Annotated in this window: 24 protein-coding genes; 1 reads left to right on the forward strand and 23 read right to left on the reverse strand. The window is 43.5% G+C overall.

What is annotated here, in order from left to right:
• Positions 1-79: 79 nt before the first annotated feature.
• Genes KDW99_RS11900 through ppiC form a run of 4 tightly spaced genes read right to left on the reverse strand, consistent with a single transcriptional unit; the run spans position 80 to position 2,849 of the window.
• The gene (locus KDW99_RS11900) at positions 80-1,426 is read right to left on the reverse strand and encodes a class II 3-deoxy-7-phosphoheptulonate synthase (RefSeq protein WP_255824992.1); all 1,347 of its coding nucleotides are present in this window, start codon (positions 1,424-1,426) and stop codon (positions 80-82) included.
• Between the two features lie 41 nt (positions 1,427-1,467).
• Positions 1,468-2,079: a helix-turn-helix domain-containing protein gene (locus KDW99_RS11905; protein ID WP_255824993.1), complete on the reverse strand. Its 612-nt coding sequence runs from the start codon at positions 2,077-2,079 to the stop codon at positions 1,468-1,470.
• Between the two features lie 41 nt (positions 2,080-2,120).
• On the reverse strand, positions 2,121-2,549 hold the full coding sequence (locus tag KDW99_RS11910) for a TIGR01244 family sulfur transferase (RefSeq protein WP_255824994.1): 429 nt from the start codon (positions 2,547-2,549) through the stop codon (positions 2,121-2,123).
• A gap of 21 nt (positions 2,550-2,570) precedes the next feature.
• Entirely contained in the window at positions 2,571-2,849 is a 279-nt protein-coding gene (ppiC, locus tag KDW99_RS11915; protein ID WP_072840589.1) for a peptidylprolyl isomerase PpiC, read from the reverse strand.
• 141 nt (positions 2,850-2,990) lie between these two features.
• On the opposite strand from ppiC, the gene KDW99_RS11920 reads away from it, so the two are divergent.
• A complete protein-coding gene (locus KDW99_RS11920; protein WP_255824995.1) occupies positions 2,991-3,788 on the forward strand; it encodes a response regulator transcription factor in 798 nt (265 codons plus the stop codon).
• Between the two features lie 77 nt (positions 3,789-3,865).
• On the opposite strand, the gene mutT is transcribed toward KDW99_RS11920, so the two are convergent.
• From mutT to mraZ, 19 genes are all read right to left on the reverse strand, one after another.
• Entirely contained in the window at positions 3,866-4,252 is a 387-nt protein-coding gene (mutT, locus tag KDW99_RS11925) for an 8-oxo-dGTP diphosphatase MutT (RefSeq protein ID WP_255824996.1), read from the reverse strand.
• Positions 4,252-5,472, reverse strand: coding sequence for a bifunctional glutamate N-acetyltransferase/amino-acid acetyltransferase ArgJ (gene argJ / locus KDW99_RS11930; protein ID WP_255824998.1), 1,221 nt, complete (start codon positions 5,470-5,472; stop codon positions 4,252-4,254). Before argJ ends, mutT begins: the two co-directional genes overlap by 1 nt.
• 15 nt (positions 5,473-5,487) lie before the next feature.
• Complete coding sequence (gene secA, locus KDW99_RS11935; protein ID WP_255825000.1) at positions 5,488-8,190, reverse strand: preprotein translocase subunit SecA; 2,703 nt, start codon at positions 8,188-8,190, stop codon at positions 5,488-5,490.
• 143 nt (positions 8,191-8,333) lie between these two features.
• Positions 8,334-9,251, reverse strand: coding sequence for a UDP-3-O-acyl-N-acetylglucosamine deacetylase (gene lpxC, locus KDW99_RS11940; RefSeq protein WP_255825001.1), 918 nt, complete (start codon positions 9,249-9,251; stop codon positions 8,334-8,336).
• A gap of 106 nt (positions 9,252-9,357) precedes the next feature.
• On the reverse strand, positions 9,358-10,587 hold the full coding sequence (ftsZ, locus tag KDW99_RS11945) for a cell division protein FtsZ (RefSeq protein WP_255825002.1): 1,230 nt from the start codon (positions 10,585-10,587) through the stop codon (positions 9,358-9,360).
• A gap of 39 nt (positions 10,588-10,626) precedes the next feature.
• Positions 10,627-11,901 (reverse strand): cell division protein FtsA, encoded by a 1,275-nt coding sequence (gene ftsA, locus KDW99_RS11950; RefSeq protein ID WP_255825004.1) that lies wholly within the window; start codon positions 11,899-11,901, stop codon positions 10,627-10,629.
• Between the two features lie 78 nt (positions 11,902-11,979).
• Positions 11,980-12,660, reverse strand: coding sequence for a cell division protein FtsQ/DivIB (locus KDW99_RS11955; protein ID WP_255825005.1), 681 nt, complete (start codon positions 12,658-12,660; stop codon positions 11,980-11,982).
• 3 nt (positions 12,661-12,663) lie between these two features.
• Positions 12,664-13,617 (reverse strand): D-alanine--D-alanine ligase, encoded by a 954-nt coding sequence (locus KDW99_RS11960; RefSeq protein WP_255825006.1) that lies wholly within the window; start codon positions 13,615-13,617, stop codon positions 12,664-12,666.
• A gap of 1 nt (position 13,618) precedes the next feature.
• A complete protein-coding gene (gene murC / locus KDW99_RS11965) occupies positions 13,619-15,040 on the reverse strand; it encodes a UDP-N-acetylmuramate--L-alanine ligase (protein ID WP_255825007.1) in 1,422 nt (473 codons plus the stop codon).
• The gene (gene murG / locus KDW99_RS11970) at positions 15,037-16,110 is read right to left on the reverse strand and encodes an undecaprenyldiphospho-muramoylpentapeptide beta-N-acetylglucosaminyltransferase (RefSeq protein ID WP_255825008.1); all 1,074 of its coding nucleotides are present in this window, start codon (positions 16,108-16,110) and stop codon (positions 15,037-15,039) included. The genes murC and murG overlap by 4 nt, the downstream gene beginning before the upstream one ends.
• Positions 16,107-17,300, reverse strand: a complete 1,194-nt coding sequence (gene ftsW / locus KDW99_RS11975) for a putative lipid II flippase FtsW (RefSeq protein WP_255825009.1) — start codon at positions 17,298-17,300, stop codon at positions 16,107-16,109. Before ftsW ends, murG begins: the two co-directional genes overlap by 4 nt.
• Complete coding sequence (gene murD / locus KDW99_RS11980) at positions 17,297-18,646, reverse strand: UDP-N-acetylmuramoyl-L-alanine--D-glutamate ligase (RefSeq protein ID WP_255825010.1); 1,350 nt, start codon at positions 18,644-18,646, stop codon at positions 17,297-17,299. The genes ftsW and murD overlap by 4 nt, the downstream gene beginning before the upstream one ends.
• A gap of 9 nt (positions 18,647-18,655) precedes the next feature.
• On the reverse strand, positions 18,656-19,738 hold the full coding sequence (gene mraY, locus KDW99_RS11985; protein ID WP_255825011.1) for a phospho-N-acetylmuramoyl-pentapeptide-transferase: 1,083 nt from the start codon (positions 19,736-19,738) through the stop codon (positions 18,656-18,658).
• 14 nt (positions 19,739-19,752) lie between these two features.
• Positions 19,753-21,099: a UDP-N-acetylmuramoyl-tripeptide--D-alanyl-D-alanine ligase gene (locus KDW99_RS11990; RefSeq protein WP_255825012.1), complete on the reverse strand. Its 1,347-nt coding sequence runs from the start codon at positions 21,097-21,099 to the stop codon at positions 19,753-19,755.
• The gene (locus KDW99_RS11995) at positions 21,089-22,555 is read right to left on the reverse strand and encodes a UDP-N-acetylmuramoyl-L-alanyl-D-glutamate--2,6-diaminopimelate ligase (protein ID WP_255825013.1); all 1,467 of its coding nucleotides are present in this window, start codon (positions 22,553-22,555) and stop codon (positions 21,089-21,091) included. The genes KDW99_RS11990 and KDW99_RS11995 overlap by 11 nt, the downstream gene beginning before the upstream one ends.
• Positions 22,556-24,319, reverse strand: coding sequence for a peptidoglycan D,D-transpeptidase FtsI family protein (locus tag KDW99_RS12000; RefSeq protein ID WP_255825014.1), 1,764 nt, complete (start codon positions 24,317-24,319; stop codon positions 22,556-22,558).
• Positions 24,316-24,594 carry a cell division protein FtsL gene (gene ftsL / locus KDW99_RS12005; protein WP_255825015.1) on the reverse strand — a complete coding sequence of 93 codons (279 nt, stop codon included), beginning with the start codon at positions 24,592-24,594 and terminating at the stop codon, positions 24,316-24,318. Before ftsL ends, KDW99_RS12000 begins: the two co-directional genes overlap by 4 nt.
• A complete protein-coding gene (gene rsmH / locus KDW99_RS12010; RefSeq protein ID WP_255825016.1) occupies positions 24,587-25,525 on the reverse strand; it encodes a 16S rRNA (cytosine(1402)-N(4))-methyltransferase RsmH in 939 nt (312 codons plus the stop codon). The genes ftsL and rsmH overlap by 8 nt, the downstream gene beginning before the upstream one ends.
• Positions 25,522-25,977 (reverse strand): division/cell wall cluster transcriptional repressor MraZ, encoded by a 456-nt coding sequence (mraZ, locus tag KDW99_RS12015; RefSeq protein WP_255829281.1) that lies wholly within the window; start codon positions 25,975-25,977, stop codon positions 25,522-25,524. Before mraZ ends, rsmH begins: the two co-directional genes overlap by 4 nt.
• Positions 25,978-26,136 lie beyond the last annotated feature (159 nt).

Consider the following 26,136-nt stretch of genomic DNA (forward strand, 5'->3'; position numbering starts at 1 on the left):
AAAAAGCTCAGTTATTAATCTAACTGAGCTTTTTTATTAACCAAATACCGCCCATCCAAATAGATAAGCAAACAGAAAGCTAAGATCTCGCCTTTTTAAGCGTTTCCGAAATCATAAACGCCAACTCTAAAGACTGGTCCGCATTTAGACGCGGGTCGCAATGAGTATGGTATCGATCTGCCAAATCAGCTTCTGTTACTTCAAAAGCACCACCAACACATTCCGTTACGTTCTGACCCGTCATCTCAAAGTGAACACCGCCAGCATAACTACCCTCAGCACTGTGCACTTGGAAAAATTGCTGAACCTCTTTTAGTACATCATCTACACGACGTGTTTTATAGCCAGTAGAAGCCTTAACAGTATTACCGTGCATTGGATCGCTACTCCATACAACATTTTTACCTTCGCGTTGAATAGCTTGAATCAACTTAGGCATACCATCTTCAACCTTATCCGCACCCATTCGAACAATTATATTCAAACGACCCGCTTCATTATTTGGGTTTAAGACATCACACAGCCTTAACAAATCTTCTGGATCCATTGACGGACCAGCTTTCACACCAATTGGGTTTTGCACACCACGTAAAAACTCCACATGCGCACCATCCAGTTGACGAGTACGATCTCCGATCCACAACATGTGCGCAGAACAATCGTACCATTCACCCGTCAAGCTATCTTTACGAGTTAACGCTTGCTCATAAGGCAACAACAACGCCTCATGGGAAGTATAAAATTCTGTTTCTTTTAACTGAGCTAAACCAGGACCAATACCACATGCCTCCATAAACTGAAGCGCATCATCTATTTTATCAGCCACCCCTTGGAAACGACCACCTGCTGGGCTGGCATTCAAAAAGTCTAAATTCCATTGGTGTACTTGATGTAAATCCGCAAAGCCACCTTGAGCAAAAGCTCGAAGCAAGTTCATGCTTGACGCACTTTGATTATAAACCTGAACCAATCGCTCAGGGTCTGGAACTCTTGCCTGCTCAGTGAAATCAATACCATTAATAATGTCACCGCGATAGCTAGGCAATTCAATACCGCCAATTGTCTCAGTATCAGCCGATCTCGGCTTTGCAAACTGACCAGCCATACGGCCAACTTTTACGACAGGACATTTGCCTGCATAAGTCAGCACAACTGCCATTTGCAGCATAACTTTAAACGTATCACGAATATTATTAGCGTGAAATTCAGCAAAACTTTCAGCACAGTCACCACCTTGCAGCAAAAATGACTGACGATTAGCCACTTGCGCTAAGGCTTTTTTAAGTTGACGCGCCTCACCCGCAAAAACAAGAGGAGGCATTTTTCCCAATGTATTTTCAACCTGAGCCAAATGCTCCGCATCTGGGTAAGCAGGCTGCTGAAGAGCTGTTTTACCTCTCCAACTTGTTAAGTTCCATTGTGACATAATTTTCTACAACCTTATTCTTTCATTATTTTTTGATGATATTAACGGGCAACAACCCAGAGGATCTCAGCATCTCTCTCCGACAGGGAAACCACCGCATGCCCCATAGTGGCATCATAATACACACTGTCGCCTTCTTTTAATTCAATCGGTTCATAGAGCTCAGAGAAAAAATTAATTTTACCTCGTAAAACTAATAGAAACTCTTCTCCATCATGGCGAACCCACTCCTTAAACTCTGCAAAAGATCGAGCCCTAACCGTCGTTTTAAAAGGCACCATTTTTTTTCGACTGATGGAGTAATTTAGCAGCTCATGCTCATAGGTAGCCGTAGGGTGCGGCTCACCTTTACCTTTGCGGGTTACATCACGACGCCCTGCAATAGAATGCTCACTCGCCTCAACAAAAAGTTGCGGCAAGTCCATCTCCAGACCATTAATCAGTTTTTGCACAATAGTGAAACTAGGCGATACTTGATCATTCTCAATTTTCGATAACGTTGACCGAGCAATGCCCGTTCTTTTGCCAACCTCTTCAAGCGTCCAGCCTTTTGCCAAACGAATTTCTTTCACACGCTTACCAAGCTCTAACGGCTCGACAAACTGATCTGGATCTGATGCAGTTGCAGTTTCTAGTGATGGACGACTAACCATAATTTACCAATGCTACTTTTATATAAGAAACCAAATCGCCTCTATGCCTTTAACAAAGGGGACATTGCTGCGGTACAACGAGTAAGATCAAACCCTTTACCTGATACAAAAGACATCAGATCTGTAGAATCAGCCCCCTTCCCATTTTCTAACAACAACCACAACACAGAGGATCGAGTACCCGTACGACAAAAAGCCAGCGTTTTCTTATCATCAAGCAAAGCCCCTCCCTGAAGATCTACATGCTCTTCAGATAATGAAGATAGATCCATTGGATTACTAACATACTCCATTCCTAACAACTCAGCTGCAGCACGAATACTTTGCCCAGACGGCTGATCATCAGACTCAGCATCAGGGCGATTATTAATAATTCGCTCAAAACCCTGTGATTTAAGCATAGCAAGATCCGCCTCAATTAATTGTGGCGCCACAAAATAAGACTCATCAAGCTGAATAACATTAGTCATGATTTCCTCTCTTCAATCAACTTAAGAACGATACAATACTTTTATAAGGTGAAAACCAAATTGCGTTTTAATTGGCCCTTGTATTTTATACAAAGGCCCACCAAAAACAGCCTTATCAAACGCTGGCACCATATCCCCCTTACGAAACTCGCCAAGGTCACCCCCCTTTTTTCCTGACGGGCAGGTAGAAAACTGCTTAGCCAATTTATGAAAGTCAGCCCCTTTATCCAGCTTCAACTTTAAAGATTCAGCTTCCGCTTTCGTCTTAACCAAAATATGACACGCACTCGCTGTCGACATTCACACCCCAACCATTCAAATAAACTAGATAAAACATGTTAACCTATTTATTATAAAGGAATTAACTAGATGCAATCATTATCCTTAAAATATTCTCGGTAAAAAGCAGTATAAACATTAAAATATAGGCGGCCTTACAATATGAGTACTTATGCGGCGATAAGCGATCTTTCTTTTTTACTGGTCGAACCTTCAGACATGCAAAAGAAAGTAATAACAAAAGCGCTGGAAGACGCTGGCATCAAACAAATAGAGTATGCCAATAGCATCGAAGAAACCATAAAATCATTAGCCTCTTTCCCTCCCGATCTAGTTATATCTTCAATGTACCTTCCTGACGGCTCAGCCAATGACCTCATTGACCGCATCAGAACAAACAAAGACTCTGAAAACCAGTGCTTTATGTTGATCTCAAGTGAAAGAAACAGAGACCACCTAGAACATTTAAGACAATCTGGGGTACTCGCCATTCTCCCTAAACCATTCAACCAAAGAGATCTAACCCGAGCCATTCACGCCACCTTAGACCTAATTGTTGAAGAAGAAATTGACCTTGAGCTATTTGACCCCAAAACCCTGAGAGTATTAGTTACTGATGATAGCCGCATGGCACGAAAACATGTCAGCAAAACACTCAACACCATGGGCATTGAAGAAATAGAATTTGCAGAGAATGGCAAAGAAGCTATCGCCCTTCTTAACGAAATGGAATTTGACCTTATTGTCACTGATTACAATATGCCTGAAATGGATGGCAAAGAGCTAACCGATGCCGTTCGAAAGGATCCCGCCCTGGCTCATATACCAATACTAATGGTAAGTTCAAACTCGGAAGACAGCCAATTGTCAAATATAGCTCAAGAGGGCGTTGACGCGATCTGCGGGAAACCTTTTGAACCAAGCGTGGTACGAAAACTGCTCGCCCAAATATTAAATTAGTACTCCTGAACACTTTCACGAAAGCAAAAAAAAGAGCCTAAGCTCTTTTTTTTGCAGATAAATCAAGACAATCAGTGTTAGACCATGCTCATTAAATCCGATACGATTTTCTGATTAGCTTCTGGGAACTGGTAGGCCGATAAATCAGAAATAGCCACCCAACTCACTTGCTGCCCCTCTCTTCCTTCTGGCTCACCATCAAAAGCCGTGACCTTATAGAAACAAAGCTCAACTTGCTTATCTCCATAATCATGGGCAATGGTTTTAAAAAAAGAGCACTCCGTGACAACAATACCACACTCCTCTTTTAACTCTCGCACCAAAGCAGTCTCAGCCGACTCGGAAGGCTCACACTTACCTCCAGGAAACTCCCACAAACCACCTTGATGTTGACTGGAGTTACGTAGAGCAATAAAAACCGTATCAGCACGAAGGATGACACCAACAGCCACTCTAACTAACATTAGGTGCGGTACTCTGCATTAATAGTCACATATTCGTGAGAAAAATCCGTCGTCCAAACAGTATCAGATTCAGATCCCATACCTAAGTCGAGCACTATATGTATTTCTTCAGGTGCCATTGCCTGCTTGCCATGCTCTTCCAAATAATCTGGAGATCGACCACCATCACGAGCCACTTCAAAACCGTTGATGTGAAGCTGAACACGATCAACATCTAAACCATCAACGCCAGCACGACCAACTACCGCCAAAATTCGCCCCCAATTAGGGTCAGAAGCAAATAGCGCCGTTTTAACGAGAGGCGAATGTGCAATTTCAAATGCAACTTTCGTCGCATCAGACTCAACAGCAGCACCAACAACCTCTACGGTAACGAATTTAGTCGCCCCCTCTCCATCGCGAACAATGGCATGAGCCAACTCCTGCATAACCTCAGTAAAGGCAACAATAAAGGCTTGTGCCAATGGCTCATTTACAGAAGTGACTTTAGCATTACCAGCCATACCTGTTGCAACAGCCACACAGGAATCATTGGTAGAAGTATCGCTATCAACAGTAATTCGGTTAAAGCTTTTATTAACCACGTCCTTCAATATCGCGTGAAGAACATCAACATCCATTGCGATATCACTGCAAACATAACCCAACATGGTCGCCATGTTAGGACGGATCATGCCGGCACCTTTTGATATACCCGCAATGGAAAAGCTTTGACCATCAAACTCGAAAGTACGAACCGAACCCTTAGGCAAAGTGTCGGTGGTCATAATACCAACACCCGCAGAGCGCCAGTTATCAGCAGATAAATTCGCAAGTGCCTGAGGAATAGCCGCAACAATTTTAGCTACCGGCAATGGCTCGCCAATGACACCTGTTGAAAAAGGCAAAATAGATTCAACACTCACGTTAGTCTCGTGGGCCAAAACCTCACAAGTCTTTAAAGCAGTATCCAGCCCTGATTTCCCCGTGCCTGCGTTCGCATTACCTGTATTGATTAACAAATAGCGGCTGCCAGACAAACCTAAATGTTTCTGACAAATACGCACAGGAGCAGCGCAAAAAGCATTTTGAGTAAAAACCCCAGCAACAGAGGCACCTTCGCATAACTCAAAAATCACAACATCTTTTTTGTTGGGCTTTTTAATGCCAGCTTCTGCGACACCAATTCTAATTCCTTTTATTTCAGGAATATGAGGAAAATCATGCAACCCTACAGCCATTTAAGCTTTCTCCAATTAAATAAGACTACCGTGACACTGTTTGTATTTTTTACCTGAACCACACGGACACGGCTCATTACGACCTACTTTAGGATACTCTTGAGCATCAGCAGAGCCCGAATCCCCTTCAGCTAAAGAGTTCAGAGAATCGTGAATCATGTTAACGGTTGTTTTTTCTTCTTGCTTTTTACGAGCCTCTTCAATCTTCTCAGCTTCTTCAGCAGACTGAACTTTCACACGAGTAATAATTTGAATCACTTCGTATTTAATTTGCTCTAGCAGCCCTTGGAACAACTCAAACGATTCACGTTTATATTCTTGCTTAGGGTTTTTCTGAGCGTAACCTCGCAAGTGAATACCTTGTCTAAGCATATCCATAGTCTGAAGATGCTCTTTCCATAAGGTGTCAAGGACCTGCAACAACACCTGCTTCTCAAAAGACCGAAAAGGCTGCTCGCCAGCAATATCTTCTTTTGCTTTATAGTCACTTACAAAGGCATCCAGAATCTTCTGACGCAAAGGCTCTTCATATAATTTCTTATCTTCTTCAACCCATTTTGCAACTGGAAGCTCTAAACCAAATTCATTACGCGCCTTCTCTTCCAATCCCTCAAGGTCCCACATATCGAAGATGCTTTGCGGTGGAATAAATTCATCAATCAGACCAGTAACAACTTCTTCTCGCATTGCGGAAATAGCTTCAGAAAGATCTTCAGACACCATCATGTCAAAACGCTGACGATAAATTACTTGGCGCTGATCATTTGCCACATCATCGTATTCTAGCAACTGCTTACGAATATCGAAGTTACGACCTTCTACTTTACGCTGAGCCTTTTCAATCGCGTTTGAAACCATTTTATGCTCAATGGCCTCACCCTTCTCCATTCCAAGCGCCATCATCATTTTCTTGATACGATCAGACATAAAGATGCGCATTAAATTATCTTCTAGAGACAAGTAGAAACGCGAAGAACCAACATCACCCTGACGACCAGCACGGCCTCGCAACTGGTTATCAATACGGCGAGATTCATGGCGCTCAGTACCAATAATATGCAAGCCACCTGCCGCCAACACAGACTCATTACGAGATTTCCAATCCGCTTTCAGCGCATCAATAGCCTCTTGACTAGCGCTCTCACCTAGCTGAGCTAACTCAACTTGCAAGTTACCTCCGAGCACAATATCCGTACCACGACCTGCCATATTAGTCGCAATAGTCACTGCTCCTGGACGACCTGCATCGGCAACAATTTCAGCTTCACGCTCGTGCTGCTTAGCATTAAGAACATTATGCTTAACATTTTTCTTAAGTAGATAATTAGATAAAAGCTCAGAGTACTCAATAGACGCCGTACCAACCAACACAGGACGGCCTTGCTTAACGATCTCTTCAATATCCAATACAATGGCTTCGAATTTGTCTTCAGTAGACATATAAATCAAGTCATTGAAGTCTTTACGCTGAACCTGACGGTTTGTAGGGATCACAATAACGGATAAGCCGTATATCTGCTGAAACTCAAACGCTTCAGTATCAGCCGTACCTGTCATACCAGACAGTTTGTCGTACAAACGGAAATAATTTTGGAAAGTGGTGGATGCCAAAGTCTGACTTTCGGCTTGAATAGTGACACCTTCTTTAGCCTCTACAGCCTGATGAATCCCCTCAGACCAACGTCGACCAGCCATCGTTCGACCTGTATGCTCATCAACAATGACGATTTGATCGCCCTGGACCACATAATCAACGTTCTTTTTGAAAATGACGTGTGCTTTCAAACAAGCATGAACATGATGCAATAAAGAAAGGTTCCCAGCCGCATATAGGCTCTCACCTTCTCCCAACAATTCTTGCTCTACTAGCCAATTTTCAACAAAAGAATGGCCTTCTTCTGTTAACTCAATACTGCGTTGCGATTCATCAAAGACATAATGACCACTTGGCTCTTCATCTTCAGTCTCTTCTTGCTTCACCAACAAAGGAGCCAAATTGTTGATCTTACGGTATTGCTCAGAACTGTCCTCAACGGCACCAGAGATAATCAGAGGCGTTCTAGCCTCATCAATCAAGATGGAGTCCACTTCATCAACGACTGAGAAGTTAAGATCACGTTGAACACGGTCTTCCAAACGGAATACCATATTATCGCGGAGGTAATCGAAACCAAATTCGTTATTTGTACCGTAGGTAATATCACACAAGTATGCCGCTTTCTTCTCGTCACGATCTTGACCAGAAAAAACAACTCCAACACTCATGTCTAAAAATTCATATAAAGGACGCATCCAGTTAGCATCACGCTTAGCCAGATAGTCGTTCACAGTCACAACATGTACGCCTTTAGATGACAAAGCGTTTAAGTAAACTGCTAAGGTTGCTACAAGCGTTTTACCTTCACCTGTACGCATTTCAGCGATCTTACCTTCATTTAGAACCATGCCACCAATGAGCTGCACATCAAAATGACGCATTCCCATCACTCGACTACTACCCTCGCGGACAACAGCAAAAGCCTCAGGCAGAATAGATTCTAGTGACGCACCGTTTGCGAGACGATCACGAAACTCACCAGTTTTACCCGACAAATCATCATCTGATAATTTGTGAAAAGATTCTTCAAGTTGGTTTATTTGTGCAACGACTTTTCTATATCGTTTAACTTCTCGGTCATTCTTTGTGCCGACAATTTTTTTAATTACGGTTCCTAACATCTTGAACTCATCGTAGCCAATTAGTAATAAGGACAGTCTATCATGGTAATGTGTGACAAAACATGAAATATCAAGGACCTAAATACAAAAAAACCAGACATATAGTCTGGTTTTTTAAAATGCGATCAAGAAATAATCACTTACTAAGCACCGACAAAAGCAGGCTCCACATAAGAAATTGGAGTCGTTTGCGCGTCATCTTCGAAAACAACATATTCCCAAGCATCTTGATGTTCAAGCAAAGCAAGCAATAACTTATTATTCAAAGCATGGCCAGATTTGTAAGCTTTATACTCACCAATCAAGCTATGACCTAGAAGATATAAATCACCAATCGCATCCAATACTTTATGACGAACCAATTCATCACGGTAACGTAGACCTTCATCATTTAGCACACGGTAGTCATCAAGTACGATGGCATTCTCCATGTTTGCACCACGAGCAAGGTTATTGTTTTTAAAGTATTCAAGATCTTTCATAAAACCAAATGTTCTCGCACGACTAATTTCTTTAACAAAAGTGGTCGTTGAAAAATCAAATGATGTACTTTGAACATCTTCGCCAATAGCCGGATGTTGAAAGTCAATAGTGAAAGACAAGCGAAAACCAGAGTGAGGTTCAAGAGATGCGTATTTATCACCTTCATCTACTCGTATGGGTTTCTTCACTCGAATAAATCTTTTTGGAGCATTTTGAGCCTCTAGCCCTGCCGATTGCAGAAGAAACACAAAAGGACTAGCACTTCCATCCATAAGAGGAATTTCACTAGCACTTACTTCTACGTAAGCATTATCTACACCCAAACCAGCCATTGCAGACAACAAATGCTCTACAGTACTTACCTTCACATCACCCCGACATAAAGCAGTAGCAAAATTTGTTGAACCTACAGCTCGCGCATCACCATGAATCTCTACGACTGGATCCAAGTCTGTACGAACAAAAACAATACCTGTATTCACAGGCGCAGGCTTTAGTGTCAAATACACTTTCTCGCCAGAGTGTAAACCCACCCCAGTTGCTCGAATAATGTTTTTAAGTGTGTGTTGGCGTACCATTATATTCCTACATTTTTATGACTAGATACTATTGTTTGAGAAATAGTATCAATTACACATTTTTTATACAATCCAACACCTTGATATTGCATCGTTTTTGCTCAAACTAATCAGCTTGACGACGCAAAAATGCCGGAATGTCCAAATACGATAATTTATCGCCACTTGAAATAGAGCCAGAATCCGTAGATTCTTTTTTCTCATCCAAGTTTTTCTCTACCACTTCCGCCTTCACATACTGTTCAGGCTTCGGCACAGATTGAGCCACAGTTGCTTTTGCGCTTTCGCCATCAACAACTTGTTCAACCTTCGCCATAACTGGTTGAGAGACAACAGATTCACCAACAGCAGACTTCATTTCGACTGCGGAGCGACCCTCTAAACCAGTTGCAACCACCGTGACTCGCATTTCATCACCTACACTAGGATCAATTGCACAACCAATCACGACAGTAGCATCTTCCGATGCATATTCTTCAATAATGCCACCAACCTCGGTAAACTCAGACAAACCAACTTCTTCGTTTGCTGTAATGTTTACCAGCACGCCACGCGCACCTCTGAGATTAATATCTTCCAGTAGAGGATTATGTATTGCAGCCTCAGCAGCCACCCTAGCTCTATCCTCGCCAGATGCAGACCCCGTACCCATCATCGCCATACCCATTTCAGACATAACCGTTCTTACATCTGCAAAGTCGACGTTGATTAAACCAGGTCGCATAATCAAATCTGTAATACCCTGAACCGCATTAAACAAAACATTATTTGCTTCGCCAAACGCTTTCAGTAATGAAATGTTCTTACCTAAAACTGGCAAAAGACGCTCATTTGGAACAGTAATCAAAGAGTCGACATTTTCGCGTAGCTCCTTCACACCTTCCTCGGCAACTTTTGCACGACGACGACCTTCAAAAGGAAAAGGCTTAGTAACAACAGCTACCGTCAAAATCCCCAATTCCCGCGCCACTTTAGCAATAACTGGCGCGGCACCTGTACCGGTTCCACCACCCATACCCGCGGTGATAAAAACCATATCAGCGCCTGTCAACAACTGAGTAATTTTCTCTTGATCTTCTAAGGCTGAATCTCTACCCACTTCTGGATTTGCCCCAGCACCCAAACCTTTAGTAATGGTTGAACCAAGCTGTAAAGAAACTCCTGTTTCAAAACCTATCAGCGCTTTAGAGTCAGTGTTAGCACAAATAAACTCAACACCTTCCAATCGGTTTTCAAGCATATGACGCACGGCATTACCGCCGCCGCCGCCAACACCGATTACTTTAATTACAGCATTATCTGATAAATTATCTTCGGCTAAATCAAAGACATTCATGGGCTTATCGCTCCTCAATAAATTCACAATCAATTCTGACTAAATATAACTTTGAAACCAGTGTTTTAATTTCTGCCATGCCTTCGTTGCACTGAAGGACGGCCCGATTTCTTTTTTAGGAGCCAGAACAGATGTTTCTCGTTTAGTTTGCGTCTTAGACATCATCCGCTTCGAGATCTCGGTTACTTCAGCCTCTTTACTACCATAAGCCAATAATCCAACACTTGTTGAATATATAGGGTTATCGACAATGTCAGACATTCCTTTAGTACAATCTGGTAAAGATAATCGAATTGGCATCTGAAAAACCTTCTCAGCCAACTCCGCCGCACCTTCCATAAGCGACGTACCACCAGTAATTACAATACCTGCAGGGATTCGCTCGGCATATCCGCTGCGTCTTAATTCATCCAGAATTAAATTATAAATTTCTTCATATCTTGCCTCTACAACCTCCGTCAAAGCATGACGAGTGATTGATCTTGGCTGACGATCACCAACACTTGGCACTTGAAGAACCTGATCAGCAGATGCCATAGAAGACATGGCACACGCATATTTCACTTTGATTTCTTCCGCATGCTGAGTTGGCGTGCGTAAAGCCATCGAAATATCATTTGTTACCTGATCACCAGCAACAGGAACCACTGCGGTATGATGCAATGCACCATCAAGCCAAACAGCAATATCAGATGTTCCCGCACCGATATCAATCAAGCAAACACCTAAATCTTTTTCATCTTCACTAAGCGACGATTCACTAGAAGCCAGCTGGGACAAGATGACACCATCAACACCTAGGCCACATCGCTTAATACACTTCTCAACATTCATCACAGCGTTAACAGCACCCGAAATCAAATGCACATTCGCCTCAAGCCGAACACCAGACATTCCAAGAGGGTCTTTAATACCTTCTTGAGAATCTATGTGATACTCCTGCGGCAATATATGAAGCACTCGTTGATCTGAAGAAATTGGCACCGCTTGAGCCGCATCAATAACTCGATCAATATCTTCTTGCTGCACTTCGCCATTTTTAACAGCAACAATACCATGAGAGTTTAAGCTGCGAATGTGGCTACCAGCAACACTGACAAAGACAGAATGAATATTACACCCCGCCATTAATTCTGCCTCTTCAACCGCACGCTGAATTGACTGAACCGTTGACTCAATGTTGATTACCACACCACGCTTCATACCCTTTGAACTATGAGAGCCAATACCGACAATTTCCAAACTACCATCAGCTAGAACTTCGCCAACCAAACAGATAACTTTCGATGTGCCTACATCCAAACCGACTATCATTTCACCTTCCCGGCATTACGTGTTGTTTTGACAAAAACCAAATCGTTACTGTTCAAAAAAGCAACAAACAGGCCAATATCAATTATTTTTTTTCCAACCTACAGCTACCCCATGGGGATAGCGAGCGTCGACTGACGTTATTTGATCTATTCTACCCGATAAATCACTTTTATACACCGCTATAAAGCGCTGCAACCTTTCTAAAATCTCATTCCTACCAAGCTTAACCGCTATACCATTGGTGAAAATAATACTCCACGCCCCTCTTGGCTCTAAAGTAAGTGTCGAGACACGAAGAGAGGTTGAAGCCAACACCTGACTCACTAAACCAAATTGCTCTAGCACAACATCGCTTGAGTCTTCAGGGCCATATAATCTAGTAAGCGGCAAATTAGGCACCTTAGGTGGGGTAATAACGACCGCAGAGGTGGATATCAATTGCCCATCCCCCCAGTATGCTAGAGGCGTATGCTCATGAACAAGCACCTGCAATGTATTTGGCCAAACTTTACGAATCTCTGCACTTGCAACCCACTCCGATGACAAAACCGTGGCTAGAGCATCAGATAAAGAAACACTTAAAAGACTCTGCCCCAGCAAAGAAGAATAATCAGACTGCAATTCTTCTTCCGTGGCGTATTTCAAGTCACCTTTAATCTCTATTTTCTGAATAGCAAACCAAGTTTCAGGAGAATCATTCCCCTGAAAAACAGCCACCAATATCAATAAAACCGCCCCGATTAGTGCCGCTACCCTCATAAATTAATTACGCCCTACTCTATCCCAAGCATTCAGCGCAATTTTCTCCACAAGTGAAGCGTAATCGATACCTACATAGCTAGCTGCCATTGGCACTAAGCTATGAGAGGTCATACCTGGCGCAGTGTTTACTTCCAACACCCAAAATACACCAGCCTGATCGCGCATTATGTCAACGCGCCCCCATCCAGTACAACCCAAAGAGCGATAAGCATCAAGCGCCAGCATTTGCAATTCATTCTCATCATCTTCATCTAAACCACAAGGCAGCAAATATTCGGTATCATCCGCTATGTATTTAGCCTCGTAATCATAAAGCTTATGGTCTGGAGCAGGCTTTAGACCTATTGCAGGGTACGCAATATCATCGATTACCGTAATGGTAAACTCAGGACCATCGACAAACTCTTCAACCAATACATCTGAATCATATTCAAGCGCCTGTAAAAGCGCATCATCAAGCTCTGCACGATTCATTGCTTTATTGATACCAATGGTCGACCCTTCCCTAGAAGGTTTAACGATCACTGGATAGGACATTTGATCTTCAATCAAACCTGCATCAGCATGCCCAACAAAAGACAAATACGCAGGCGTCGGAATCCCAATACCATTCCAAAAGCGCTTAGTTAGCACTTTATCCATTGCCAAACCACAAGCCAAAGGCGAACTACCGGTATAAGGTTTGCCAAACATTTCAAGCAAAGCCTGAACTCGACCATCCTCACCTTCTCCACCATGTAACGCAATAAAGGCAAGATCAAATTCAATAGACTGTAACTGCACAATAGGATCTAACTCAGCATTTGGACCATAGAGATCCAGCTCTACTACCTGAAAACCTTTTGAACGCAATCCTTCAGCGACAAGAGGCCCACTCTGCATGGAAACATCCCGCTCTGCAGAACGACCACCATAAATTACAGCGATAACAGATTCTTTAAGTGCTTTTGACATATTAAATACCGCTCACTGATAAATTCTTCGAAACCATACCGATGTCGCCAGCACCTTGCGTAATCAACAAATCGCCTTCACGTAAGACATTACTCAAGATAGAACGCAGATCCGCCTCACTCCCTACATGAATAGGGTCAACATTACCGCGCTGACGAATACTGCCACACAAAGAACGACTATCAGCACCATTGATAGCGGTTTCACCAGCCGAGTAAACATCCAACAAAAGCAAAACATCGACCTGAGAGAGAACTCTAACAAAATCCTCGTACAGATCACGAGTTCGGGTATAGCGATGCGGCTGATAAACCATTACTAAACGCTTCTCAGGCCACCCCGCTCGAATGGCTTTGATCGTCGCCAACACTTCACTTGGATGATGGCCATAATCATCAACAAACATAACATCTGAACCATTAGGAAGCGCCAATGGTTTTTGCTCTTGGAAGCGACGCCCCACACCTTCAAAGCCCATTAGCCCAGCTTGAATAGCCGTCGCCTCAACACCCAAATCCGTAGCAACAGCTATAGTCGCAAGCGCATTGAGTACGTTGTGACGACCCGGCATAGGCAAGCGAATTTTCAGCGGTTCTCCCTCAGGACGATGCGCCAAAAACTCACAATAGCGACCCGTCTGCACGATATCGGTTGCGTAAAAATCCGCCTCTTCATCAATAGCGTAAGTTAAAACTGGACGACTTAAATATGGCAGAATTTCACGCACATTTTCATCATCAACACACAAAACCGCTAAACCATAGAAAGGCAGATTATGCACAAACTCAATAAAGGTATGCTTCACCTTTTCAAAGTCACCGCCATAAGTATCCATATGATCTTCATCAATATTGGTTATGATCACAGTTTGTGGCTGCAAATGCAGGAATGACGCATCACTCTCATCGGCCTCTGCCACAAGGTAAGCACTGCTACCTAATTGCGCATTCGCCCCGGCACTGGTCAAACGCCCCCCAATAACAAAAGTCGGCGCTTCACCAGTTGCCGCCAATACAGATGCCATCAAGCTCGTGGTTGTCGTTTTACCATGAGTCCCAGCGACCGCAATACCATGGCGATAACGCATCAACTCAGCCAACATTTCCGCTCTACGAACAATAGGAACCCGATGCTCTTTACCCCAAATAATCTCTGGGTTCTGCTCATTTACAGCGGTAGATACCACAATCACGTGAGCGTCATAGACATTTTCTTCTAAATGTCCAAGATAAATTTTGATACCAAGGCCTTCAAGACGCTCAGTAGTTGATGATGACTTAAGGTCAGAGCCAGAAACCCTATAACCTTGGTTATGCAACACCTCTGCAATGCCGCACATACCAACACCGCCAATCCCAATAAAATGAATATTCTGAATACGACGCATCGTAGGGATATCGTACTGAGCTTTAATATCAATCATGATTTTATTAACCTTAAACAATGTGCAACAACATCTTGCGTTGCATTTGGATGAGCAACCAATTTGGCCTGCTCCCCCATTTTCAATAATGTCTCTTCACCTTCTACAAAACTAGCAAGCAAAGAAATGATTTTGTCACAATTTAATTGCGGCTGAGGTAGCAAATAAGCCGCCCCAACGTTTTCTAAATAGCGCGCATTCGCCGTCTGGTGATCATCTATTGCATACGGATAAGGAACCAAAATAGAAGGTAAACCTGCCACTGCCAGCTCACTTACCGTCATAGCGCCTGCACGGCACAAAACAATATCAGCCCAATAATATGCCTGATCCATATTATCTAAATAGGCTTCAACACGGGCATCTACACCGGCTTCTTTGTAAAGCATCGATACTTCGTCAAAATTTCGAACACCCGTTTGATGCCAAACATCCAAACGCTGCGAGAAAGACCATTTAGCTAAGACTTGTGGAATGACGTCATTAATCGCCTTAGCACCCAAACTGCCACCAACAACAAGTAGTCTCAGCGGTCTTGCTACCCCATTTCTAGATACACGAACACGCTGATCCAGAATATCGCTTCGAATAGGGTTACCCACACTAATAGCATTTGGCAAAGCACCATCAAAAGCCTGTAATCTTAGACTCGCCACCTTTGACAGAAGAGTATTTGTTGTCCCAGCAATGGCATTTTGCTCATGCACAGCCAATGGAATACCTAAAAGCTTAGCTGCCACACCGCCCGGACCGGCTACAAACCCACCCATGCCTAATACAACATCGGGCTTCACTTTTTGTAACACAGCCACAGCTTGACCGATTGCATGCAAGATTCTGAAAGGAGCGACTAACAGACCTAATATCCCCTTACCTCTGACCCCTTTAATGGAGAGAGAATGCAAAGAAATATCATGCTTAGGCACAAGAGACTCTTCCATCCCACCTTTGGAACCAAGCCATTGAACCTCGACACCTTTATCCTTAAAACTATGAGCACAAGCCAATGCTGGATAAATATGACCACCGGTTCCGCCAGCCATTATAACGACTCTTTTCACATCGCTCATTTCGTCTTCTCTTTCATTTCCGCCAACTCACCAGAACCACCATCCCTCTGTGCCCGTTTGTTCTCAATATCAACACGCGCCACAACAAACAAGCTACCTAAAGTAATTATCAAGCTACTGCCGCCATAACTAATCAACGGCAAAGTCAGCCCCTTGGTTGGTAAAAAGCCTGTATTCACACCTATATTGATAATAACTTGAGCCAAAATTAGAATTGAAAAACCAAAACACATATAGGCAGCAAACGGACGAGATAGCGTCATAGCCTGACGACCAATTTTAAAAGCACGGGCGACCATAAGTGCAAACAAGCATATCAACAACAACCCACCAAACATGCCCGTTTCTTCAACCCAAATAGAAAATACAAAATCCGTGTGAGCTTCAGGTAAATAGGACAACTTCTGAACGCTATTCCCCAAACCTAAACCAAACCATTCACCACGACCGTAAGCGATTAAAGCCTGACTAAGCTGATAGCCCTCATTAAAAGGATCCGCCCATGGATCTATAAAATTCATCAAGCGCTTTAAGCGATAACTTTCAGAAATTGCAACAACGCCTAGCATGGAAACAGCACCAACCATCAATAGCAAAAACTGATACAAGGGTGCTCCACCCAAAAACAACAACACCATTACAGTACCCAATAACACGACAGAGGCACCGAAATCCGGCTCAAAAAGCAAAAACAAAAGAAAAATACTGCATAGGCAAAGCGGAAGAACGAAGCCAACCCAACCTTCTCGTACCCGGTCAGCTCTTCGCACTAGATAGCCAGAGACATAAACCACCATACACACTTTTGCGACTTCTGATGCTTGAAGGTTAAAAACCACCAAATTGATCCAACGACGACTGCCATTAACGCTTTTTCCAATTCCAGGCATAAGAACAAGAATGAGTAAGATGAGAGACAACCCCATCATCAAAATCCCCCACTTCTGCAGCTGATGCGTGGGCAAAGACAATAAAACCCAACCAAACACCAAACCGATAGCAAGATACAAACCTTGTCTTCCCATAAAGAAATAAGGGTGACCATGAATCGTTTCAGAAATAGAAATGGATGCGCTAGAAACCATCACCATCCCTAGAGCCAAGATTGATACAACAGCGGCAACAAAAACAGCATCAATCTGAGCAAACTCACGAAGAGAGACTCGGTCAAATACTTTTAACCATGTCATAACTCAGCTACCAAACGAGCAAAGTGCGCTCCGCGCATTTCGTAGTTTTTATACATATCCAAGCTTGCACAAGCAGGCGAAAACAAAACTATTTCACCTTCTTTACTGCTCTGTCCAATATCAACCACTATCTCATCTAAGGTTTCAAAGCGCTTAATCATTGAATCCGGTGACAAGGCTTCCGCAATACGATTGGCATCTTTACCAAACAAATACACAGTGCGTACCAGATCCTTAACAGGTTTCGTAAGAGCGCTAAAGTCTGCGCCTTTCCCTTCCCCTCCAGCAATCAGCACAATATTTTTATTTGCCACTGAACCAAGTCCTTGAAGCGCCGCCAACGTCGCTCCAACATTGGTGCCTTTTGAATCATTAATATAGGTCACACCATTAAGAGTTCGAACCGTTTCACATCGATGCGGCAGACCTCCAAACTCTTTCAATACATTCCCAACGGCCTCAGACATCACCTCTACGCCAAGCAACTCCAGCATTGCCAAGGCAGCCAGAACATTGGCGTGATTATGAGAGCCCTTTAGCGCAATATCGGACGTATGGTAAAGACGTTCAACGCCTTTACACAACCAAGCCCCATCACCATCTTTAAGCATGCCATATTCTTTTAAATCAGGACTTTTGGTCGTAAAGGCACGAACAGGCACACCTTCAGCCAACAGTGGAGCCGTTAAGATATCCTGCTTATTACAGACAGCCGCCTTGCAGCCACGATAGACTTTTTGCTTAGCACGTTGATACTCATAAAGATCCTGATAACGGTCCATATGATCTTCGGAGACATTGAGAAGACAAGCCAGATCAGCCTGTAATGCGTGCGTTGTTTCAAGCTGAAAACTAGACAACTCAAGCACGTAGAAATCGGTATCAGGAGATAATAAATCTAACGCTGGCAATCCCAAGTTACCGCCAGCTTTGGCATTTTTCCCGCTCGCCTGGAGCAACAAAGCCACTAACGTCGTGACGGTACTTTTCGCATTAGAGCCAGTTATGGCAACAAAAGGAGCATCCGCATAATCACAAAACAAATCAATATCGCCACGCATCACAACGCCACGCTCGGCCAAACGAGCCAAAATAGGTGTGCGCAATGCAATTCCGGGACTCACGAACAACTCAGTCACACCGAGCGTTTCCAGCACATCGAGACTACCGGTGAATATTCGCTCTTCGGAACAAAACTCTTTTGCCTGTTCCAAGCCTGGTGGATTCTCACGAGAGTCCACCACATAAAACTCAATTCCCTTGCTCGCTAAAAAACGTACGCAAGACAAGCCTGTCGCACCCAAGCCGACAACGGCTCTTACCCGATCTGACCCGATCAACGACATGCAAAACTCCTAACGTACTTTTAAGGTGGCAAAACCCACTAAAACAAGACAAACAGTGATAATCCAAAAACGCACAATAACCTTAGGCTCAGCCCAGCCTTTTAGTTCAAAGTGGTGATGTATGGGTGCCATCCTAAATATTCTTCGCTTGGTCAACTTATAGGAGGCGACTTGCAAAATAACCGACACTGTTTCCATCACAAAAACACCACCCATGATGAACAACACGAGTTCTTGGCGAACGATAACAGCAATCGTCCCCAGCGCCGCACCTAATGCCAAAGAACCTACGTCACCCATAAAAATCTGCGCAGGGTAAGTGTTAAACCATAGAAAGCCCAAACCCGCACCAGCAAGAGCAGCACAAAACACCAGCAACTCCCCGGAACCATGTACATAGGGGATGAGCAAATAATCTGCAAATCGGATGTTACCGGTCAGGTAGGCAAACACACCAAGCGCCCCCCCCACTAACACCGTCGGAAGAATCGCCAACCCGTCTAAGCCATCGGTTAAATTCACCGCATTACTTGTGCCGACAATAACGAAATACGTCAGCACAATAAAAAACACACCTAAAGGAATAGCGACGTCTTTAAAGAGAGGCACAATTAAGGCCGTTTCAGCAGGCGTACTCGCCGTATAGTACAAATAAAACGCCGCGGCCAAACCAAAAATACTTTGCCAAAAATATTTCCATCGACCAGGAAGACCTCGAGGGTTTTTCTCAACCACTTTTCGATAATCATCTACCCAACCAACAACACCAAATGCCAACATAACCAACAAAACAACCCATACATATTGGTTACGCAAGTCACCCCATAAAAGCGTACTGACAGAAATCGAGAAAATAATGAGTGCACCACCCATCGTAGGCGTACCCGCTTTTGACAAATGCGTTTGAGGCCCATCACTGCGAACCGCCTGCCCAATTTGCAGACGCTGCAACAAAACAATAACCTTGTTGCCAATCAATAGTGAAATAGCCAATGCAGTAAGAACACCCAAGATGGCACGTAGAGACAAGTAATTAAATACCGTAAAAAATGTATGGTATTTACTTAAATAAGCCGTTAACAGAAGTAACATTGGTAAGGAATATCCTAATTAATTAATGCTTCAATGACATTTTCCATTTTAGCGGAACGAGAACCTTTCACTAAAATGGCGTGTTTTTTATCTAGCGGACGAACAACTGTCGCCGCCTCATTATGAGTATTACAAAATATAGCGTTGCCACCTTTACTTCTAAAAGCGGCACCAGCAACACCCGCTACGGGACCAACACAAATCAAACACGAAATCCCTTTGTCTTTAGCATATATCCCTAAACCATGATGAATTGCATCTCGTTGAGCACCAAGCTCTCCCAAAGCCCCCAGAATCAACCATGTTTCTTCTGCTGATTGCGTCGCTAGAACATCAATAGCCGCTTCAACCGATGACGGGCTGGCATTGTAACAATCATTAATCAATAGAGCGCCATTTTTCGCGGTTAAGCGCTCTAAACGACCCGAAACCAATACTGGGGTGGCTAATTTATCAGTCGCTTGCTTAAAATCAATCCCTAGAATCAACATAGCTAAAACAACAGCCATACCATTCGCAATTTGATGCTTTCCAGCACCCGCAATATTCAACGGTAACGAATCACCATTGAAATGAAATATTGCCGAACTAGACTCAGCTCCCAGCTTAATATCTGAAGCATAAAGAACGGCAGACTCACTAAAGCCGAAAGAATACACTTTGCGATCACCCGCCAAGTCACACCAATAATCAAAATATTCATCATCGGCGTTCAAAACGACACTAGCATTAGCTGAAGAGCCAGAAATTAATGCACCCTTTTCTTTGGCAATACTTTCAAGGCCACCCAACCCTTCAAAATGACTTCCACTGGCATTTGTCAGTATAACTATGTCGGGGAAGGCAATGCTCGCCAGCCGTGGAATTTCACCAGTAAAGCTGGTTCCCGCCTCAATAACAGCAACATCATGATTTGCGCCCAACTCAAGAAGAGTCTGCGGTACACCGATTTGATTGTTTAAATTGGCGCGTGTTTTTAACACATTTTTGTCACTGAGGGACTGTGCCAACCAATCTTTTACGGTTGTTTTACCATTACTGCCTGTAATGCATACAACAGCGCCTTGAAAAGCATCTCGAATCAACCTAGCGACGGCTCCGTAGGCCAATGTGGTGTCTGTAACTTTGACATAACTAGGCACATTAATATTGCGATCTGATAAAACAGCAACAGCGCCATTTTGAACAGCCTGATCAATGTAATCATGCCCATCGTAGCGCTCACCTTTTAAGGCAACAAAAAGACAACCTGACAAAATTTTTCGTGTATCAGTTACTACCGCACTTAATACGCAATTTTCACCAACAAGCTCACCACCACAGGCATTCGCAACATCTAAAAGAGTAAGATTAATTAACATAAGCCTCCAACGCCCTCAGCGCCTCTTCTTTGTCATTAAAATGATGCTTAACACCTTGAATATCCTGATAAGTTTCATGCCCTTTACCTGCAATCAACACCACATCATTAGGACCAGAAGACAAAATAGCCTGACGAATAGCCACCCGACGATCGGGCTCAAAACTAAACGCCTCATCATCATTCGTTTGCACTAAAACATCGGAAAATATTTGTTCTATAGACTCGGTGCGAGGATTGTCAGAGGTCAACCATACATAGTCGGCATTCTTCATAGCCGCCGCCATCATTAAAGGTCGCTTACCTCTATCTCTATCGCCACCACAACCAAACACGCAAATTAATCGACCATTTGTATGCTCTTTCAGTGCCTGTAAGGCCACTTCTAAAGCATCTGACGTATGAGCAAAATCCACCACCACAAGCGGTGCATTGGGTAACAGTACTTTATCCATGCGACCGGGTGCACCACTCAAAGTAGATAACCCACTAACTAGAGTCGCCTTATCACCCACTCCGTACCAAAGGCTCGCCAATGCAGCCAAAGCATTCTGCACATTAAAACGCCCCAAAAGAGGTAAGAAGACAGATGACTCCCCTTCCGGATGACACAAAACAAACCGACAACCAGTCGGCTCAAGCACTAACTGTTTAGCATAAAAATCGGCATTCGGATTTTGCGAACTATAGGTATGACAAGCAGAGCCACTAGCACCTTCCGCCATAAAACCCGCATAACTGTCATCAAGACATAATATAGAGTGAGATAAGCTTTCAAAGGCAAACAAACGTCGCTTTGCCAAAGCATAGGAATTCATATCACCATGATAATCAAGATGATCACGAGACAGATTTGAAAATACAGCCGTTTGAAATGGAACACCTTCAATACGCCCTTGATCCAGCGCATGAGACGATGCCTCAAAAGCTACAAAATCCACACCTGATTCAGCCATATGCATCAAAGTAAGGTGTAGCGAAAGAAGATCAGGCGTAGTTTGTTTCGCCTCAGACAAAGAGTCTAAAGGGCCAATACCAAAAGTCCCGACCAAACCACTTGAAAAACCTAGGTATTTAGCAAGCTGGGCAATATAGAAGCAGATAGAAGATTTGCCATTAGTCCCAGTTACCGCCACCATATTCTGCGGCATACGTCCAAAAAAACCATGCAGACAATCAACCAATAATTTTGCCGGATTGGCAACCGAAACCAGTTCAATATCGTCACGATGCAAATTTAACTGCGAAGGGACAACCGCCACTTTGCAGCCTAATTCAACCACCTTATCCAAATAATCCCAACCATTTGAGCTTACACCTGGCAATGCAAAAAACACACACTCAGAATCGGCTTTACGACTGTCTGTTTCTAGGTGGTTATATAAAGCAGAATGCGGATTACCCTCTAAAGAGTAACCCGCCAAATTAAGAAGTTGAGCATGCGTTAATTGCCCCATTTAACCACCCTGTACAACTTGATAAGGAACTTTTTTAGGCTCCAAGCGAACCTCTCTGAGCCCTTCAGGCAAGTCTGGATAAATATTCAGAGTCGTCAACGCACCTTCCATTACTCGAGAAAACACAGGAGCCGCGACCTCACCACCATAGTATTCTCGACCTTTAGGGTCATTAATCATTACAACCATTGCGAGCCTAGGATTCGAAGCTGGCGCAACGCCTGCAAACAAGGCAATGTACTGATCGTACTCGTACCCTTTCGAACCAACTTTATGAACAGTACCTGTTTTACCAGCAACGCGATAACCTGGGATCTGTGCCGCCTTACCTGAACCTCGCGTCACAACAGATTCCATCATTTTCACAACATCATGAGCCACTTTTGGCGGGATAACCTGTTTACCATCCGCAGGCACATCTTGTTTAAAGATAGTAACCGGAACTCGATAACCGCCATTCGCCAAGGTCATATAAGCTTGAGCCAATTGCAAAGTTGATACAGACAAACCATAGCCATATGACAAAGTAGCTATTTCTGAAGGATGCCATTTAGGATGTGAAGGCAAGACACCAGAAGCTTCGCCAGGGAAACCTATTCCAACAGGTGAGCCGATACCCAGCTCATAATCCATATTCCAAACGGCATCCTGAGGGAGTGACAAGGCAATTTTTGACGCCCCTACGTTACTTGACTTAATCAATAACTTTTCAAAATCAATTACGCCATAATTAGCAGCGTCACGAATAGTAAAACGACCAAAACGCAAATAACCTGGAGACGTATCAATGGTTGTTTCTGTCGTATATTGACCAGACATTAGAGCTGCCGAAATAGTAAACGGCTTCATTGTCGAACCAGGCTCAAACAAATCAATCACTGCACGATTACGCAACTCTTCATATTCCAATTTGGAACGATCATTTGGGTTATAAGATGGCTGATTTACCATCGCCAAGATTTCGCCTGTTTTCACATCTAAAATTACCGCTGACGCAGAAGTTGCGCGATGTTCTGTAACGGCAGCTTTAAGCTCTCGATAAGCCAAATATTGCAACCTAAGATCAATACTAAGTTCAATATTTTCACCCGGATGCTCAGCCTCTTCGACACCAACACCACGAATAATATTACCAGAAAGATCCTTCACGTAACTACGACGACCAGGCTGTCCTTCTAAAGCTTGATCATAGGCAAGCTCAATACCTTCTTGCCCTTTATCATCGATGTTAGTAAAGCCAACAACATGAGATGCCACTTCACCAGCAGGATAAAAGCGTTTGTATTCTTTCGTCTTGCTAACACCAACCACATGAGCCGCCATAATAGCATCCGCTTCATTAGGTGGAATTTGACGACGCAAATACATGAAAGAGCGAGCTTTATTGGCTTCAAATCGCTCTTGCAACCACGCTCGACCAACCCCCATAACCTCAGCCAAACGCTTAATTTCTTGCTCAGGACCAATATTTAAAGAAGGATCTCGAGGAATTTTCCACAAAGCTTTTGGGTTGGCAATTATCGTCCAAGTTGGCGTACTCACAGCCAAAGGCTCGCCGCGACGATCCAAGATCATACCGCGAGTCGCAGGTATAGCCTCCGTTCGCACTGCACGGATCTCGCCCTGATTCTGCAAAAAATCTTTATCGACGACAGTCAAATAAAAGAGTCGGCCGCCAGCAATAAGAAACAGCAACAATGCAACGCCGTAGACAAATCTAAAGCGCCATTTTCCTGGTGTGTGATCACTATTATGAATGCTCATGGTTTCACTATTATCAATTCATCCTGAGAAGGTGCGTGCATATTTAAATCTTTAATAGCCGCCTGCTCTAGGCGACTAGGCTGGGTGAGCGCACTTTGTTCAAGTAGCAACTGCCCCCATTTCACTTCATAATCCACTTCATCCTGCTTCAACGTCTGAAGGTAGGAGAAGTCTTTCCTAAAATCGTAAACCTGAATAACAACAGCAATGGAAATCATTGCTAAAAACACAACACCGACAACAAAGACTAGCGGTGCAAAGCGCGCCTTAATCACTGACCCGCTCCAAAACGCGCAAGACAGCACTACGAGAGCGAACATTCTCGCTCACTTCAGATTGAGATGGCTTAATTGCCTTACCGATTGTTTTAAACTTAATATCAAGATGTGCGTTTCGAATTGGCAAGTGCCTTGGTAGCTCAGGCCCCTTAGCTTTTAACTTCATAAAGCGCTTAACAATTCGATCTTCAAGGGAATGAAAACTAATAACCGCTAGTCGACCACCAACCTTTAGCGCTTCGGCTGCGGCATCCAGACCAACCTCCAAGTCACCTAACTCATTGTTGATGTGAATTCGAATACCCTGAAATGCACGAGTTGCAGGATTCTTACCTTTCTCCCAAGCTGGGTTTGCCTCCGCAACAATTTTAGAAAGCTGAAGCGTACTTAGAATTGGAGTATGTGAACGGTATTCACAGATTGCTTTTGCTATACGGCGAGAAAATCGCTCTTCGCCATACTGATACATAACATCCGCCATATCCTTTTCGCTAACAGTAGCAATCCACTCTGCCGCACTCTGACCTTTGCCTGGGTTCATCCGCATATCTAACGGACCATCGTTCATAAAACTAAAACCGCGTTCGGCATCATCAATCTGAGGTGAAGAGACGCCAAGATCCATCATCACACCATCAATTCTATCAACACCAAATACAGCATTAATGTGCTCAGCCATGTTCGCAAAGCTATCTTGCACAATCGAAAAGCGTGAATCTTCTTGCTCCAATGCCTTGCCATACCCTATCGCCACTGGATCCTTATCAAAACCAAGCAAACGACCTTTGTCTAATCGATCTAAAACCAAACGAGTATGCCCACCACGGCCAAATGTCCCATCGACATAAAGACCATTAGCGTCAGTTACAAGCATATCGACGGACTCATTAAGCATGACGCTTATGTGTTCTGCCATCGTCTTTGTCATAAAGAAATATCCATCATGGTTTCAGTTTGTAAATCCTCAAGAGCGTCTTGAGATAAATAATCTTCACGTTGCGCTTCCCACTCTTCTTGGCTCCAAATTTCTAATTTTTTGCCTTGACCAAGAATCGTTAGCTTTTTATCTAATCGAGCAAATTCACGCAGTGGCGCGGGCAATAAAATACGCCCCGCTTTATCCACCTCTAAATCCGTTGCGTGCCCCACCAAAAGACGCTGCAAACGCCTTGCCTGTGGCTGAAATGTGGGCAACTTATCTAATTTTTGTTGAATTACTTCCCACTCAGATAAGGGATAAAGCAACAAACATCGAGAAACAGGATCAATGGTCACAACCACACCATCTTCATCATATTGGGCAAGATCGTCGCGTAAGCGTGCCGGAAGAGACATTCGCCCCTTCACATCTACACTCACTTGATGAATCCCACGAAACATTGTCATATCCCACTTATCGACACTTTATCCCACAATTTAACACTATTTATGAAAAAGAGTAAAAAAAAACCAACCAAATAGGCAAAAATAGATGCAATGATTTTGTAAAGACGTAAAAAAGAGAGAAATACAGAGACAAAAACAGAAGAAAAGCCCAAA

The sequence above is a fragment of the Marinomonas rhizomae genome (assembly GCF_024397855.1).
Classification (GTDB): Bacteria; Pseudomonadota; Gammaproteobacteria; order Pseudomonadales; family Marinomonadaceae; genus Marinomonas; species Marinomonas rhizomae_A.